The organism is Sedimentibacter sp. MB35-C1 (assembly GCF_030913635.1).
Lineage (GTDB): Bacteria > Bacillota > Clostridia > Tissierellales > Sedimentibacteraceae > Sedimentibacter.
Window position 1 is genome coordinate 679,467 of sequence record NZ_CP133188.1, and the last position, 17,028, is coordinate 696,494.

The 17,028-nt window shown below is 33.5% G+C and carries 18 protein-coding genes and 2 tRNA genes; 2 read left to right on the forward strand and 18 right to left on the reverse strand.

Going from position 1 to position 17,028, the window contains the following annotated elements; genetic code table 11:
• Positions 1-7: 7 nt before the first annotated feature.
• The gene (serS, locus tag RBQ61_RS03245) at positions 8-1,282 is read right to left on the reverse strand and encodes a serine--tRNA ligase (protein ID WP_308139095.1); all 1,275 of its coding nucleotides are present in this window, start codon (positions 1,280-1,282) and stop codon (positions 8-10) included.
• A gap of 113 nt (positions 1,283-1,395) precedes the next feature.
• Entirely contained in the window at positions 1,396-1,953 is a 558-nt protein-coding gene (locus RBQ61_RS03250) for a helix-turn-helix domain-containing protein (RefSeq protein WP_308139096.1), read from the reverse strand.
• Between the two features lie 292 nt (positions 1,954-2,245).
• Here RBQ61_RS03250 and RBQ61_RS03255 point away from each other — a divergent pair, with 292 nt between their 5' ends.
• Positions 2,246-4,480: an AAA family ATPase gene (locus RBQ61_RS03255; protein WP_308139097.1), complete on the forward strand. Its 2,235-nt coding sequence runs from the start codon at positions 2,246-2,248 to the stop codon at positions 4,478-4,480.
• Positions 4,481-4,547: 67 nt separating this feature from the next.
• On the opposite strand, the gene RBQ61_RS03260 is transcribed toward RBQ61_RS03255, so the two are convergent.
• Positions 4,548-4,618, reverse strand: a tRNA-Gly gene (locus RBQ61_RS03260).
• 279 nt (positions 4,619-4,897) lie between these two features.
• The gene (locus RBQ61_RS03265; RefSeq protein ID WP_308139098.1) at positions 4,898-5,773 is read right to left on the reverse strand and encodes a LysR family transcriptional regulator; all 876 of its coding nucleotides are present in this window, start codon (positions 5,771-5,773) and stop codon (positions 4,898-4,900) included.
• A gap of 130 nt (positions 5,774-5,903) precedes the next feature.
• Between RBQ61_RS03265 and RBQ61_RS03270 the strand changes: the two genes are divergently transcribed.
• The gene (locus RBQ61_RS03270) at positions 5,904-6,887 is read left to right on the forward strand and encodes a YeiH family protein (protein ID WP_308139099.1); all 984 of its coding nucleotides are present in this window, start codon (positions 5,904-5,906) and stop codon (positions 6,885-6,887) included.
• 143 nt (positions 6,888-7,030) lie between these two features.
• Here RBQ61_RS03270 and RBQ61_RS03275 read toward each other — a convergent pair whose 3' ends face one another.
• From RBQ61_RS03275 to RBQ61_RS03340, 14 genes are all read right to left on the reverse strand, one after another.
• The gene (locus RBQ61_RS03275; RefSeq protein ID WP_308140090.1) at positions 7,031-7,966 is read right to left on the reverse strand and encodes an IS3 family transposase; all 936 of its coding nucleotides are present in this window, start codon (positions 7,964-7,966) and stop codon (positions 7,031-7,033) included.
• Positions 7,873-8,439, reverse strand: a complete 567-nt coding sequence (locus tag RBQ61_RS03280; RefSeq protein ID WP_308139100.1) for a helix-turn-helix domain-containing protein — start codon at positions 8,437-8,439, stop codon at positions 7,873-7,875. Before RBQ61_RS03280 ends, RBQ61_RS03275 begins: the two co-directional genes overlap by 94 nt.
• Positions 8,440-8,529: 90 nt before the next feature.
• Positions 8,530-8,602: transfer RNA gene (locus RBQ61_RS03285), tRNA-Thr, on the reverse strand.
• 82 nt (positions 8,603-8,684) lie between these two features.
• Entirely contained in the window at positions 8,685-9,539 is an 855-nt protein-coding gene (locus tag RBQ61_RS03290) for a polysaccharide deacetylase family protein (RefSeq protein WP_308139101.1), read from the reverse strand.
• Positions 9,540-9,631: 92 nt separating this feature from the next.
• On the reverse strand, positions 9,632-10,198 hold the full coding sequence (gene pyrE, locus RBQ61_RS03295; protein ID WP_308139102.1) for an orotate phosphoribosyltransferase: 567 nt from the start codon (positions 10,196-10,198) through the stop codon (positions 9,632-9,634).
• A gap of 93 nt (positions 10,199-10,291) precedes the next feature.
• Positions 10,292-11,194, reverse strand: coding sequence for a dihydroorotate dehydrogenase (locus RBQ61_RS03300; protein ID WP_308139103.1), 903 nt, complete (start codon positions 11,192-11,194; stop codon positions 10,292-10,294).
• Between the two features lie 10 nt (positions 11,195-11,204).
• Entirely contained in the window at positions 11,205-11,927 is a 723-nt protein-coding gene (locus RBQ61_RS03305; protein ID WP_308139104.1) for a dihydroorotate dehydrogenase electron transfer subunit, read from the reverse strand.
• Positions 11,924-12,799: an orotidine-5'-phosphate decarboxylase gene (pyrF, locus tag RBQ61_RS03310; RefSeq protein WP_308139105.1), complete on the reverse strand. Its 876-nt coding sequence runs from the start codon at positions 12,797-12,799 to the stop codon at positions 11,924-11,926. Before pyrF ends, RBQ61_RS03305 begins: the two co-directional genes overlap by 4 nt.
• A gap of 17 nt (positions 12,800-12,816) precedes the next feature.
• A complete protein-coding gene (locus RBQ61_RS03315) occupies positions 12,817-13,242 on the reverse strand; it encodes an aspartate carbamoyltransferase regulatory subunit (RefSeq protein WP_308139106.1) in 426 nt (141 codons plus the stop codon).
• On the reverse strand, positions 13,242-14,168 hold the full coding sequence (pyrB, locus tag RBQ61_RS03320; RefSeq protein ID WP_213926050.1) for an aspartate carbamoyltransferase: 927 nt from the start codon (positions 14,166-14,168) through the stop codon (positions 13,242-13,244). Before pyrB ends, RBQ61_RS03315 begins: the two co-directional genes overlap by 1 nt.
• Before the next feature lie 240 nt (positions 14,169-14,408).
• Positions 14,409-14,630 (reverse strand): DUF951 domain-containing protein, encoded by a 222-nt coding sequence (locus tag RBQ61_RS03325; RefSeq protein ID WP_308139107.1) that lies wholly within the window; start codon positions 14,628-14,630, stop codon positions 14,409-14,411.
• Between the two features lie 11 nt (positions 14,631-14,641).
• A complete protein-coding gene (yedF, locus tag RBQ61_RS03330) occupies positions 14,642-15,250 on the reverse strand; it encodes a sulfurtransferase-like selenium metabolism protein YedF (RefSeq protein ID WP_308139108.1) in 609 nt (202 codons plus the stop codon).
• 9 nt (positions 15,251-15,259) lie between these two features.
• A complete protein-coding gene (locus RBQ61_RS03335; RefSeq protein ID WP_308139109.1) occupies positions 15,260-15,925 on the reverse strand; it encodes a CvpA family protein in 666 nt (221 codons plus the stop codon).
• 30 nt (positions 15,926-15,955) lie between these two features.
• Positions 15,956-17,026, reverse strand: coding sequence for a DUF5711 family protein (locus RBQ61_RS03340; protein ID WP_308139110.1), 1,071 nt, complete (start codon positions 17,024-17,026; stop codon positions 15,956-15,958).
• Positions 17,027-17,028: the final 2 nt, after the last annotated feature.

Below are 17,028 nucleotides of genomic sequence, written 5' to 3' on the forward strand. Positions count from 1 at the left end.
CCATTTATTATATAGTTATCTTTTCATCGCCTCTCATATAAGGCCTTAAAACTTCCGGTATTGTTATTGAACCATCTTCATTTTGATAATTTTCTAATATTGCGGCAAATGTTCTGCCAACAGCCAAACCTGAACCGTTTAAAGTATGTATGAATTCCGGTCTGGATTTTCCCTTGGCCCTGAACCTAATATTAGACCTTCTTGCCTGAAAATCTTCTAAGTTTGAACAAGACGAAATTTCAACGTATTTTCCATAGCTTGGCATCCATACTTCCAAGTCATAGGTTTTAGCCGAGCTGAAACCTATATCTCCGGTACATAGTTCAACTACTCTGTAAGGCAATTTTAGCTCTGTTAATATTTTTTCCGCAAACTTTGTTAATAATTCAAGCTGCATATAAGAATTTTCAGGCGTTGAATATATTACCATTTCAACCTTATCAAATTGATGATTCCTAATCAAACCTTTAGTATCTCTTCCGGAAGATCCTACTTCCGCTCTAAAGCATGGCGTATATCCAGTCATATACATTGGGAGATCTGATTCTTCCAATACTTCATCTCTATAAATATTTGTCAGAGGCACCTCTGCTGTAGGAATTAAATAATAATCTTTTTTATTTAATTTAAACATATCATCTTCAAACTTTGGAATCTGTCCCGTACCAAGCATGCTGTCACGGTTAACTATAGACGGCGGTGACATTTCCGTAAAACCGTGCTCCGTCGTATGCTTATCAAGCATATACGTTATAATTGCTCTCTCCAGTCTTGCACCGTCTCCCTTAAATAACGCAAACCTAGCTCCTGTAATTTTTGTTGCTCTTTCAAAATCCAGTATATTGAGATCCTTTCCCAAATCCCAATGAGCCTTCGGTCCAAAATCAAATTTTTTTGGATCACCAAATCTTCTTACTTCCTTATTATCATCCTCTGAGCTTCCTACTACAATATTAGGATTTGGAGTGTTGGGAATTATAAGAAGCTCTTGCTCAATATTAATATCAATTTCTTTGATTTTTAATTCCAAATTCTTTATTTTTTCTGATAAATTTTTCATATTAACAAGAACTTCCGATATATCTCTGCCTTCCTTTTTCATTTGAGGCACACTCTTTGAAACTCTGTTATGCTCTGCTTTCATATTTTCTATTTCAACAATTTTTTCTCGTCTCAATTTGTCCAATTGCAGCACTTTAGCTAAACTTATATCAACGTTCCTTCTTTTCAGCAATTCTTCAACTTTAATAGGGTTTTTTCTTATTTTTTTTATATCTAACATTTTATTCTCCTGTCATCGTTGAGCTCTTAATCCTCTTATATGCTTGGAAAAGAACTTCCTTGGTATATAAAAACTCCCGTTCTTATAGAACGAGAGAAGTTACCGGTGCAATTCTAATTATGTATTGCCGGGGAAATTATACATAAAGCCTCTGATTCCTCGTCATAATTATTATAAATTATATGTGCATTCCTTTCTGGCACACAAATGCTGTCTCCACTTGCAAGACTGTAAATATTATTTCCAATATGACATTGAAGCTCTCCTGCTAATACATAAAGATACAGCTTTGAATCATGGAGTAAAGGTTTATCACTCATCCATGTATTTGGATTTAGTTTAAATAAAAATGCTTCAACATTGCTTTTTTTGTCGTTATTCTTTAATATAGGCGTAATAAATTCAAGATCAACATTAATATTTCCGAATCTTACCTTCGTTCTTTCGTTGTGCTGTATAGTTATCACATCTTGGTCATTACTTTCCGTGAACAGCGAAGATAATGGTACATTTAAGGCATCCGACAACCTTTTCAGAACAGATAAAGAAGGAGAAATAAGATCTCTTTCAATCTGTGATATGTAGCCGGAAGTCACATTAATTTGCTCTGAAAGCTCAACAATCGTTAAATTTTTACTTTTTCTTATGTTTCGTATCTTTTCACCAATCAATTTTATCCCCTCACCATATAATACTATGTAAATATTATACAACAAATACGATTAATGTCATCATATTATTTGTAAAATAAATTAAAATTAAGCAATAATTTAATTATAATTAATGATTTACTTAATTAATTCGATTAATTAATATTTTAAAATTGCTTTTAAAAAATTTATATTAAATTAATTTAATTTTATAGTAGTATGCAAGTTTATTTTTATCTTTTCATATAATGCATACTATGATATAATAATCAATTAAATATATTTTTATGTTGAGTGTAAAAGGGGATTTAAAATGGCAGAATATAAGGACAAATATAGAGAAGAAGTTAACTATCTTGAAGAAATTATCGGACTATTAAAATATAGATTGGATGTAGAGACCGAAAAACTGGCTGAGCAGAAAGCTGATCTTATAGCCGCAAGAAAAGAAATGTGGGAAAACACAACTCATTCATCTTCTGATTTTGATAAACTATCTGATTTAAACCAGTATTTAAGTGCGCTTAATTCGCAGACATTTAGCTATACAGAGATTGAGAAACGCATAGCTAAATATGAAAGAATGGTTGAAAGCCCGTATTTCTCAAGAATAGATTTTACTGAAGATGGATATGATGATACCGAAAAAATTTATATCGGACTTTTTAATCTGATGGATGAGGATACTCATGATATCAAGGTCTATGACTGGCGAGCACCTATTTCAAGTGTTTATTACAGATCCGAACTCGGCCCTGCTGAATATAAAGCACCGTCCGGCATAATAAAAGGTTCCATATCTTTAAAAAGACAGTATAAAATTACAAAAGGCAAGCTAGAATATTTTTTTGACAGCAACGTAAATATTGTTGATGAAATGCTTATGGAAGCACTTTCTAAAAACATGGCTCCTAAAATGAAAACCATTGTTGAGACAATTCAAAAGCAGCAGGATTTAATTATCAGAGATTTAGATAATGATCTGCTTGTAGTTCAGGGAGTGGCAGGAAGCGGAAAATCATCGGTTGCCCTGCATAGGATTGCATTTCTACTGTACAGAGGGCTAAATTTGAAATTAAGTGCCAACAATGTTATTGTAATTTCACCAAACTCTTTATTTTCAAAGTATATATCTAATGTACTGCCAGAACTTGGTGAAGATAACATTAGAGAATATACATTTGAAAATATATTTTTAAAACTTTTTGACAATAATTTATCCGTTAAAAGCAAAAGCGAAAACTTTGAAAAAATTATATGTGCCGAAACCGAAGAAAAACGAAGCTTTTTAAGATCATGCGATGAATTTAAGGGCTCAAAGACATTTATTAAAATTTTAGAAAGATTCGTAAAATTTTTCGAGCGAAAAATCATTCCGTTTGAAGATGTATATTTTGATGGAGAAATAATTGAAAACCGCCAACTTTTAAGGGCTTTTTTGCTAAGTAATAAATTGAATATGCCGACAGCAAAAAAATTAAAAATTATTGAAAACAGACTATTAGATAAAGTTCATGACAAGAAATTTGCCAGAAGAGAAAAAATTGAAACCGCAGTCAATATGTCAAAGGAGCATGAATTTGAGATTAAAGCTTTTACAAGGGTGCTGGCTGCAAAAGAAACTTCTTCATTTATAAACAGAATACGAAAATTTACCGAATTAGACTCTTATGAGCTGTACAAGAAACTGTTCAGTGATAAGAAATTAATCTTAAATTTAGCTAAAGGTTTAGAACTTCCTAAAAATATAGATGAAATCATTAGATATACACAAGAAAATATTACCGATTCGTACAATATTCCTTATTCTGACGGTATCGCAATGATGTATCTAAAAATTATTGCCGAAGGTGCTGATTCATTCAGCGACATTAAGCAGGTAATTGTAGATGAAGCTCAGGATTATTATCCTATACATTACTATTTGTTGAAAAATCTTTTTAGAGAAGCTAGATTCACAATCGTAGGTGATATTAATCAAGCAGTTGAAAAGAAAAGTGATCTGTCTCTTTACGATGACATTGTTTCTATACTAAATTTTGAAAAATATAATAAAATATTTTTGAATAAGAGTTATCGCAACTCCTACGAAATAAGTAAATTTTGTGAAAAGTTTTTGAAGGAAGATATTCATACCGAATACTTCAAAAGAAGCGAAGAAGCCCCTGAAGTAGTATGCTGTAAAGATGAAGAAACCCTTGAAAATAAATTAATCAACAAAGTTAACGAATATTCGTCTCAAGGTTATAATTCTATAGCGATAATATGCAAAAACAGAAAGCAGGCATCTGATCTATATTTTAAAATAAAAGGAAAGATAAACATTAAATTAGTTGATTATCAAGGTGAACAAAACCTAAGTGGTTCAATAATTGTTCCCGTGTACCTGGCAAAAGGTTTAGAGTTTGATGCCGTAATCGTATATGGAACTGATAACAAAAACTATTTAACCAGTTTTGATAAAAATTTGTTATATGTTGCGTGCTCCCGAGCGTTGCACAGACTATCACTATACTATACAGGAAAAATCAGCAAACTTTTAAAATAATAAAACCATCAATTATGAGCTTTCATAATTGATGGTTTTTTAATGCTCACTTTTAAATAAAACCGTAAGCGGGTGATGGGAATCGAACCCACACAGCCGGCTTGGGAAGCCGGAACTCTACCACTAAGCTACACCCGCATTAATATATAAAACCTATCCTTTACAGCATATCTACAACATTTATATAAAGTTTACTTAATACTGTCACATTATAGCACTATTACAGCTATATATCAATATGCGGGCAAAAATTTTTAAAAAAAATTTCAAAAAAAAAATTGACACACTGCAAAGGAAAGAATGAATAATCAAAGTAATGATCAATATTGTCTTGATTGGTTTATGTGCTTCCGCAAAGAATATAAATAGAAATACGGGACTCTCTCCCGTATGCCAATTTTTATACATAAATATTATCTACTTTATTTTAAAGCAAGCATCCCAGAACTTATGCATGGATTCTGTTATATACTTATTCTTATGGTATATTATTTTGAAATCACGAACAAAAGAAATTCCTTCTATAGGAATACTGAAAAGTCTCCCATCTTCAATTTCTTTTGCTACTGCTCGTTGAGAAATAACTGATACTCCAAGACCTTCCGCAACTGCTGCTTTTATAGTATCAGCATTATTACATGTCCAGATTTCTGTCCAACTCAGTCCTCTTTCTAACATGGCATTTTCAAATGTTTTTCTAGTTCCGCTCCCAGTCTCACGCAGTATAAATTTTTCATTTTTTAATTCGGAAGGCTTAATAGATTTAAGCGTACAAAAACGATGGTTTTTTCCGCATATCAATATCAGATAATCTTTTGCAAATGGTCTGTTTACAATATCCGGCAACGAAACCTCCCCCTCAACAATTCCCATATCAATTTTGTCCTGTGCTATAAGCTGCTGTATTTTTGAAGTATTATCTTCTACTACTTTAACTTGAATTTTAGGGTAATATGAAGCAAATGAAGACACGAGACCTGGCAAAATACATGCTCCTATTGTCACACTTGCACCTATTCTTATAAGTGACCTTTCATTTAAAGAAGCCATATCATTTTCTACATTTTTATTAAGGCTTATAATATGCCTTGCATAATTTAAAAGCTTTTTACCTGCATAGGTAATATATAATTTCCTTGATAACCTTTCAAACAATTTTACTCCGTAGTGCTTTTCCATTTCCGCAATTGCTTGACTTACAGCAGATTGAGACACAAAGAGAATTTCAGCAGCTGAAGTCATACTCATTTCATCGCATACCGTTACAAAGATTTGATAGTGCCGAAGTGTCAAATTTTTTCCTCCTATAAGTATTTACTTATTACTTATATAAGATAATAATATTTTACTTATACTATGTCAAGATTTATACTTTAAATAATATTAAGGAAGTCATTCTTCCACAAGAAATGAGGAGTAGTTAATGAAAAAAATAATTGATAATGTGCCTGGAGTCATAGTTGCATTTGCTATAGCTCTTCCCGCATGGAAACTAGGAAAGATGTTTCCTGTTGTAGGTGGCCCGGTTTTGGGAATACTTTTTGGAATGATTCTTGCTTTTTTTAAACGACCTGCCGTACTTGAAAAAGGAATAAAGTACACTTCAAAAAAAATGCTTCAATATTCTATAATACTGCTTGGATTTAACATGAACCTATTCAATGTTTTCTCTGTAGGAAAGCAAACCCTTTCTCTTATGGCTTTTACACTCACAGCTGCATTTCTTACGGCCTATATTGCAGGTAAAAGCCTGTCAGTTCAAAAAAACACAAATATACTTATAGGCGTGGGAACTGCCATATGTGGAGGCTCTGCCATTGCTGCAACAGCTCCCGTAATACGTGCCCGAGATGAGGAGGTTGCTGTGTCAATTTCAACAATATTCCTTTTTAATGTAATAGCTGCTTTTCTTTTTCCTTTCCTCGGCCATATATTACATATGAGCGATTACAGCTTTGGTCTTTGGGCAGGAACAGCAATAAATGACACATCTTCTGTAGTTGCAGCCGGGTATACTTTTAGCGATGCAGCCGGAAACTTGGCTGTAATAGTAAAACTTACAAGAACACTCATGATTATTCCTGTCACTCTTGTACTTGCTTTTACAACATCTCGAGGACAAGCCAAATCCAATTATCAATTTTCAAAGATTTTTCCATGGTTTGTAGTTGGATTTTTAGTAGCTTCAATACTTTGTACATTCACTCCTATTCCCGGGGAAATATCTGATTTACTAGTAAAAACAGGCAAGTATGTTATTATTATGGCTATGTCTGCAATTGGGCTTAATACAAACCTCATAAAATTGGTCAAAAACGGATGGAAGCCGATTTTCCTTGGCTTATGTTGCTGGATAGCTTTATCGGTTACCTCAATTGCGGTTCAGTATTTGATTTTGAATGTATAAAAGTTGATTTTATAACGCTTTTTAGGCAGAAGCCTTGGTTAATCCAAAGAACTAAATAAAACAAAAAAGCACATATATTTTGATGTGACCCCAATAAGTTAGACTTTGTAGCGTAGTAGTTTTGTGAACTGCTACGCTATTTTTTATGCAGCCGAAAGGCTAAGTCTGTATTCTACAGGACTCATCCATCCAAGCTTCTCTTTAATCCTTTTCTCGTTGTAATACTTAATATATTTTTCTATCGAATTTTTAAGTTCTTCATAACTGTAGTAAACCATACCATAATACATTTCCTGTTTCATAATTCCAAAGAAGTTTTCCATAGGAGAATTATCAATGCAGTTTCCTTTACGCGACATACTCTGAAATATTCTGTTTGATTCAAGTACACGACTATATGCTTTCATCTGATATGCCCAACCTCTATCAGAATGGAATGTTCTCCTGTATTTACAATCTGAGGTAATCTCTATTGCCTCATTTAAGGCTTGCATTACATTTTGGCCTGATGGTCTTAGAGAAATGCTATGACTTAGGATTTCTCTATTGCATAAATCCATAAATGGATCCAGGTAGAGCTTTTTGATAAGCATTCTCCCTTTTTGATCCACCTCATAATATTTGAATTCCGACGTATCAGTTGTAATCTTCTGGTGAGGAATATTTGTATCAAAACGTCTATTAATTCTGTTAGGTGAAATCTTACCAACATTCCCTTTGTATGAGCTGTACTTACGACTTTTGCGAGTGAAAGCAGTCACCTGAATATTTAGCTTTTGCACAATACGCTGAACCTTCTTCTTGTTGATGAGCAGTCCTTGCTTTCTTAAATCGCCATGAATCCGGCGATAGCCAAAATCCTTATGTTCCTTACGTATATCTAAAATTTTCTGTTCTATCTCCTGATCTGGATTCTCCATTTCAAAGCGCTTTTGCCAATACATATATGTTGATTTTGGGAAACCTGTAACTGCGAGAACATCTTTTAATTTGAAGGATCCTCGGAGGTTGTGGATGATTCTCGCTTTTTGTTCTGAGGTGTTCCCTCTAAACGCAGCCTCCTCAATTCTTTTAAATATGCATTCTCAATTCGTAGTTTAAGATTTTCATCTTCAAGTTGTTTAAGATACTCCGTTTCTACATTTATTTTTTTACTCTTATCAAGATTAGTATCTTTTGGTTTATCCACTTTTGGTCGCCGCCCCTTCTGTTTAGGTTTCAAGGCATCAGGTCCAGCAATACGATAATCATTAACCCATTTGCTTATTAATGGTGGATTATTAATTCCAACCGAAAGCGCTAAATCCTGATAAGAAACCTCTGTAGTTAGATACAACTCTACCACATGAAGCTTAAATTCGAAAGAGTAAGTTTGATTTTTTCGTTTTCTCATTAAGCCATCAGAGCCAAATTCATTGTATGCAGAAACCCATTTTTGTAAGTCCCTCGTAGAAGAGATATTATATTCTTTAGATAGAAAAGCGAATCCGCCCTTTCCAGCTAAATATTCTTGCACAACTTTCATCTTAAATTCATAACTATATTTTGCCATTCAAAAACCGACCTCCCATCAGTTAGATTTTTAGGTCTAACTTTTGGGGGTCGGTTCATTTGATATGGGCTTTTTTGTATTTTTTAATAGAGCTACTGAGCGGATTTGAACCGCTGACCTACTGATTACGAATCAGTTGCGCTACCAGCTGCGCCACAGTAGCACACGGTACATTATATATGCCAGCCTGCTCTCGTCAGGCTAACATATATATGATAATACTTTCTCAGCCTGTTGTAAACATTTTATTCTTCAAATTTACTAAAAAATTTTTTTGAGTCTATGCCGCTGGGCCTGTTGAAACGCTTCAATTCAAACAGTTCGCTTTCTTTGCCCGTTAATACATTAATACCTTCATAACAGGATAATGTAGCTTTAAATCCCAGTTCTTTTAGTATCTGATTGCATTCTACGCAAACAAAACCATATGGATATGTGAATGTTGTTGGTCTGTATCCTGTTTTCTCTTCAATTATTTCCTGCAACTTACCCACATCATTTTCCATTTGCTTTGTATATTCTTCGTAATCCTCTCCCTTCATTATCATACATCCTTTTCTTTCACAAATATCATGCATTCCGTATGAATGATTTTGAATTTCCACATAGGGAGATCCTATCAGCTCATTTACTAGGTCCCATGATAAATAAGAATATGAAGTATTTAATTCTCCTTCTTCAGTGCTTCTGTCGACAAATTCACCAACAATAGAAATTACAGCCTTGCAATTATATTTTTTTAAAAGCGGAAGCACATATGTGTAGTTGCTGTAATGGCCGTCATCAAATGTGAGCATTATTGGCTTCTCTGGGAATTCCGCCTTGTTATACACATAATCTATAACATCTTCCATATCAACTGTGGTATACCCTTGCTGCTTTATATAAATTAAGTCATTTTCAATTTCCTTTGGAGACACCGTATATTTCCCCAGCTTTTTTTTATCCTTTAACACGTGATGATACATAATTATAGGCATACTTACCGACGGCTTAGCAGCCGTCGAAATAACACTCTCAATTGGCAATTTAAATGCCGATACAGCTAATATTAAGCATAAAACTGCAATTACTATATTCTTAATTCGAATTGATAACAAAAAATCACCTCATATAGTATAATATTAATAATATGAGGTGATTTATCTATTTATAACACTTTTCATTTCAATACTTATATCATTACTAAAAACTACTGCATTTTTCTACTTCCCGGCTTAACAGGCTCAGTGCCTTGAGCACACATCGGGCAGCTACCAGCATCAAACACTTCAAATTCAAGCTCTATAGCACTATAAATTGGCAGATCAATTTCACTTGACTTTCTGTCGACAATACATCCTATTCCAACAACCTTTCCACCAAGGTTTTCTAATACTTTTGCAGTTTCCATAGATGATTTGCCTGTAGTGACTACATCTTCCATAATCAGTATTTTTTCTCCCGGCTTAATCTCAAATCCCCGGCGAAGTGTCATTACATTATTTTCTCTCTCAGTAAAAATAGCTCTTATTCCCATCTGTCTGCCAAGTTCATAGGCTGCTGTTATGCCTCCCATTGCCGGCCCTACCACAACGTCTATTCCTAGGTTCTTCACCTTATCTGCTACCAGGGCTACTACTTTTTCTGTTCTGTCAGGATATTGCATAAGTTTTGCACATTGGCAGTACCTGTTGCTGTGTTTACCCGATGACAAAAGAAAATGCCCTTCAAGCAAAGCTTCACTGTCTTTTAATATTTGAACAACATCTATATTCATTGCTACCTCCGCACTGTTATTTTAATATTTTTTACATTACATCACATCGCTACCGCGAATAATAATCAAATTTATAAACATTTTCTAATTCTGTTATACTATTCCTCTTATTTCATCAAGATTCTTTATTCCTTCTCTATCCATATACTCTGTAAGACCCTTAATTATATCTACTGCAATATCAGGTTTTACAAAATTTGCTGTTCCTATTTGAATTAATGAGGCACCTGCCATTATGAATTCAACCGCATCCTCTGCAGTCATTATGCCTCCTAGTCCACAAACAGGTATTTTAACTGATTTAACCGCTTCATGGACCATTCTAAGAGCTATAGGCTTTACACACGGACCTGATAGCCCTGCGTAGGTATTATTAAACACAGCTCTTCTTTTTCTTATATCTATTGCCATAGCCTGTATTGTATTTATGAGCGACAATCCGTCTGCTCCTGCTTCCTCACATGCAATTGACATTTCTGAAATACTTTCGGCATTAGGAGATAATTTTACCATTAACGGCTTTTTGCATATTTTTTTTATTTTTGAAACTATGTTGTATGCAATTGATGCTTTAATTCCAAATGCCATTCCACCTGACTTTACATTTGGGCAGGAAATATTAAGCTCTATAATATCCACATCTGAATCGTTAAGTTTATAAATGCCTTCAAAGTAATCTTCTTCACAATGTCCGCCCAAGTTTGCAATTATTGCCGTATTGTATGTTTTCATCCTCGGAAGCTCATCTTTAATAAAACTGTCAACACCAGGGTTTTGTAATCCTATGCTATTAATTAAACCCATAGGAGTTTCCCATACCCTTATACCGGTGTTTCCATCTCTTTTATTCAATGTAAGTCCCTTGCTGCAGATACCTCCTAGTACAGACAAATCGTAAAGCTCAGAGTATTCTTCCCCAAAACCGAATGTTCCTGAAGCTGTCAATACAGGATTTTTAAACTCAACGCCCATTACTTTAGTTTTTAAATCAGCCATTTCTTTACCCTCATATCAGTTCTTCTGAAAAAAATACCGGGCCGTCCTTGCATGCCCTTTTATTTCCGTTCTTAGTCATAACGACACATCCAAGGCAAGCTCCTATGCCACAGGCCATTCTTCTTTCTAGCGAAACATAGCATGCAATATTATTTTTTTTGCACTCGGCCATAATTTTATTCATCATTATCTCCGGCCCACAGGTTACAACAACATCATAAGCACCATAATCAATATAATCTGTCACATAACCTTTTTCACCATAGCTTCCGTCTTCTGTAGTTATCAACATATTACTTGCAAATTTTTTGAATTCTTCCACAGTATACACACAATCTTTAAATCCAAGATAAACATCCGCATTATTTCCTAGCTTTTTTGTCAGATACAAAAGCGGTGCTGCTCCAATACCGCCACCGACAACTGCAATCCTGCCATTCAATTTACCTAAATCAAATCCATTTCCCAGAGGGCCGAACAACTGCAATTCATCTCCGGCTTTCATTGTACTTATTTTAGTTGTACCAGAACCTTCTGCCCTGTACAAAAATACTGCTCTGCTTTCACAGTTGTCATGAACACTTATCGGCCTTGGCAATAAAAATGCATTATCAGTTGTTTTGAGCATAAAAAATTGTCCTGGGTTAATTTCCCCTTCAAATTCTACTGATAATCTAAATATTTTATCTGCTATGGCTTGATTCTCCGCTATTTTGCTCCTAACTACTTTCATTTCTCCTCCCGGATAAATGATTTTATATCATCTCTCATCCTTATTGCTTCGTTCCTAGCACATAAACTAAAATTTTTGTCTCCGTTTTCTTGTTTTTTGTATGCCAACAGAATTCCTCTTGATGAATTAACAACAGCACCATTTCCTTTTATAAGATACGCTGCAATGTCTTCAGCTTTTCCTCCCTGCGCTCCATACCCTGGTATCAACAGGAAGGCTGACTTTAACTTTTCTCTCAAAACTGAACTTTCTTCAACATTTGTAGCTCCTACAACTGCTCCTATTGAGCTGAATCCGTGCTTGCCCAAATTTTTCGCAGCCAGTTCTTCAACTTTTTCTGCAACAGTTTCATATAAAGGAGTTTTCTCACTATTTGATATATATTGAAAATCTTTAGCACCCTTATTAGATGTTCTTACCAATACGAAAATTCCCTTGCTTCCTTCCTTAATGTACTTAATAAATGGTTCCAAGCTGTCATTTATGCCCATATATGGATTTAAAGTAACAATATCTGCTTCAAAATCACCTGAAAAATGAGCCTTTGCATACATTTCCGCAGTCTTAGATATATCTCCTCTTTTTATGTCAGCTATCGAAATATATTTTTTTTCCTTTATATACTTCAGCGTTTCCGAATAAGCTTTCATTCCTTCTAATCCCAGAGCTTCATAGTATGCTATCTGAACCTTAAAACAAGCAGCTACATCGCCGGTAGAATCAATTATTTCTTTATTAAAGCTTAAAACAGCCTCGCCCTTCGACTTAAATTTTTCTGCGAAACTTCTAGGCAAATAACTGTAATCCGTATCCAGCCCCACACAAACATGACCTTTTTCCGAAACCTGTTCAAATAATTTATCTGCTAACATCTATTCCTCCATATCAATTAATTCTGTTCATACGCTGTATCGCAGTAAACGCATCGATATACTACCTTTGATTTGTCAGTTAATTTGAATTTATGAACAATTCCCCGCTCTACTGATGTAATACATCGTGGATTCTTGCATTTTGCAATATTATCGACTTCTTCAGGAAGCTCTAAGTTTATTTTGTCAATAATTTCTCCATGCTCAATTACATTTACAGTAATATTAGGATCAATAAACCCAAGAACTTTAAGATCCATATTAATATTATTTTCAATTTTTATTATATCTTTTTTAACCATTTTATTACTTTTAGCATTTTTAATTATTGCAACACTACAATCCATCTTATCAAGATTTAAATATTTATAAATTTCCATTGCCTTGCCTGCCTGAATGTGGTCAAGTACCAGGCCTTTTTCAACGCTGTCTATTTTTAACATTATTTCTCCACCCCCAATAATTTCATTATAAGTGCCATCCTTACAAACATACCAAACTTCATTTGCTTAAAATATACCGCTCTTGGATCTTTATCCACTTCTACAGATATTTCGTTTACCCTTGGAAGAGGATGAAGAATTATCATGTCACTTTTAGCTTTCTCCAGCTTCTCCGCATTTAATATATAGCTGTCCTTTAATCTTACATAATCAGCTTCATTAAAAAATCTTTCCTTTTGCACCCTTGTCATATAAAGTACGTCTAAGTCTTCCAGAACATTTTCTATTCTTTCAACTTCTTCAAACTCAATATTGTTTTTAATTAAGATTTCTTCTCTTATATAATCGGGAATTTTAAGCTCTTCAGGTGAAATTAATATAAATTTGATATTTTTGAATCTTGATAATGCTTTTATAAGTGAGTGGACTGTTCTTCCAAATTTCAAGTCTCCGCAAAGACCGATGGTAAAATTATTTAGTCTTCCTTTTAAAGATCTGATGGTTAATAGGTCTGTTAATGTTTGGGTAGGATGCTGATGACCTCCGTCACCTGCGTTTATAACCGGCATGTCTGTACTCATTGCCGCAACTTTGGGCGCTCCTTCCTTAGGATGTCTCATTGCTGCGATATCGGCATAACATGCAACTGTCCTTATAGTATCCGCAACACTTTCTCCTTTTGCAGCTGAACTTGATTCCGCCGATGAAAATCCCAAAACCCTGCCTCCAAGCCTGATCATTGCCGCTTCAAAACTTAACCTGGTTCTTGTACTTGGCTCATAAAACATTGTTGCAAGCACCTTCCCCTTGCAAACATCGGAAAACTCAACCGGATTTGATGCTATTGAATCCGCTAAATTTAATATTTCATCTAATTCTTCTAATGATAAATCTAATGGTTCTATCAAGCTTCTTCCTTTTAACATATATCCTCCTTTTTAGCCTCTCAGGACTACTTTAAAGTATTACCATATCATTAATTCTAATTCACAGTATTTAATTTAATCATAAATCACATTGAATTGAAAAAAGTCTTCCGCACTCAGCAAGGAAGACTTTAAAATCTTACATAATTGTTTGTCCTTCCCAGCCTCTCTGTGCCGGATTAAAGGTTATTTACTTTTTAATCATATTATACTATTTCCCTGAGCATGTCAATAGAATATTTAGTTGTTTGCATCATTATCATCTTGTTCCGACGGTGCCTGACTGACTATTTTAGTTATTCTTCTTTCAACCTCACGCCTTGGTAACCAGATTTGTCTTTCGCAAGTGGTGCATTTTATTCTGAAATCAGCTCCAACTCTGAGTATTTCCCAATCATATCCGCCACACGGATGCTTCTTTTTTAGTTTTACAATGTCACCTACATTTAATTGCATTGGCATAATTTAACTCCTTATACCATTACGGCATTATCTGATTCAGTAATCAGTTCAACAATATCATACATATTTGATATGCTACCGACCTCTAATTTGTCCTTAATTTCAAAGAAATCTAAACATGTTCCACATGAAACAATTTTTACTCCTGCCTGTTCAATCTTTCTTAAATCATCCAATGATTCCGACCCAGACACCGTAAGCTTAACTCCTGAGTTTAAAAATATAATAAATTCAGGATATGGTTTTGTTTCTGATATTGTGTAAAGAAAACTTTTCATTAATATTTTTCCCAATTCATCTGATCCTTTACCCAATTTATCACTGCCAACGACAAATCCTTTTTTTTCACCAGCCATGTTAACCTGCTTTGAACCTACTGAGTTCGTAGCAGAGCCCTCTGGCAAACCGGAACTACCCTTTGCAAATTGTATATAGATACCATCATCTTTTTTCTCAACCGAGCTGGTAAATTGAAGTTTGCTTCCAAGTTTCAATATATTCTCCCTAGCTGTTTCATTATCAACAATTACTGTTAGTTCAACTTCTCCTGCATCTGCCTCTTTTTTTGTCATTAATACAGGCTGTGGGCATGCTTTCCCTCTTGCATCTACTATTTTCATCTTTACCTCCTAGTTATTATAAAATCCTTTATATGATAAATAATTTAATATTATATTATTATCGTAAAATATTTTGCTTGATTCAGAATTTAGAATACTCTTTGACAAGGCACTTTCCTGCATAAAACCAATCAATGGAGAACTCAGAGCAAAAACTATATATAATATTATAGCACTTTTTAAAAGTCCTGTTCCAGCTCCGAAAAACCGGTTTGCCATATTTAAAATAGGAAGTTTAAATAAAACATTAATTATGTTTGAAAGAAGCACCAATATTGCATATATTATCAGAAATGTTACTACAAAGCTTATAGATCTTATCAATATAATGCTTATATTATCTACATAAACAGCAAATGTATCAGTACCGGCTGCATTTCCTGAACTAATAATATTACTGATTACATTTTTAAGTTCCAAAGGTATGTGTGAATTTTCCTGAAATGACTCCATAAGTCTTTCTGACATTTTGCTTTCTAAAAAATTATGCACCTTTACAAAAAGCTTTGTGTTGTTTAGCAGAAATTCCTCAACTATATAATAGAACTGCTTGCTTAAGAAGAATGATATTATTACCCCTAATGTATCAAACAGTGTCTTTATAAAACCTCTTCTATAACCTTGAAAGCATGCAAAACCCACGAAAATAATTATCAATATATCAATATAATTCATTTTAACCTCCTTTTATCATTGGTACATAGTTTATTTTAATTGTCCGGTAACAAGCTTATTTTTAGATAAGATACGAATATTTTTGTCTTCAGTAATGAAATCAAAAATGCCACTTTGCGAGTCCTCATATACTTTGTCTATCTTTGTTCCATGCGCCAAGTAAATATTTTTATCATTATACACAAACAGCATATCTTTATATGCTTTTATTTTTTTCACCTCTGCCGGTGTCTTATATATAGATGATATTTTCCCTTCAAAATTATACGATATTAATTCAGTACTACCATCCTTTTCATACAGTATGTATATTCTTTTATTTTCCTTGCTTACAGCACAGTCAGTTATTTTATTATATATACTGTTCTTCCACATCAATTTTCCGTTAGTATTAAAATAATAAACATTTTTTGTGCCTATTGCAATAACATTGTTATTAACAATTTTAGTTTTTATCAAAATTTCGCCATCTATGTCAGCGCTCCAAAGTTCAACATCATCCAGTAAATTAAAATATATCGAATTACTTATCACTCCATCGTTAAATTTCAAGGTTATAATTGAATACGCCTCAGACTTATCACTTATGGATACACCGGTTATATTATCTTCAAAGTTTTTGTTATCTACTTCCAGCTCATTGTTTTCATTCATAATATAAAGGGAATTTTGCCCTGAGCCATTTTTTGTAATCATAAATGTTTTATGATTTTCACGTGAAACATTTACAATATCTCCATCAATTTCAGGTATTACATACTTTTGATTGTTCTTGTCAAGAATCTCTATTGTATTCTTTACATTTATAAAAATCCCATTTTCAATAACAAAAACTTGCTTTAAAAATTCTGAATCTTCATTTGACCATACTAAATTTCCGCTATAATCAAAGTGAAATATTTTTTGATTATTATATGTTATAATACCATTATTAAAAAATTTATTATCACTAAGAGTTTCTATATTGACGTTCTCTATATCTTTTACACGATACACCTTTTTTTCATCTAATAAATATAATATTTTTTTTCCATATATAAAAAATATTATTACGAAAAGAAGTATAAAAAGAAATACTATTGATGAAATCAGTTTCTTCATAT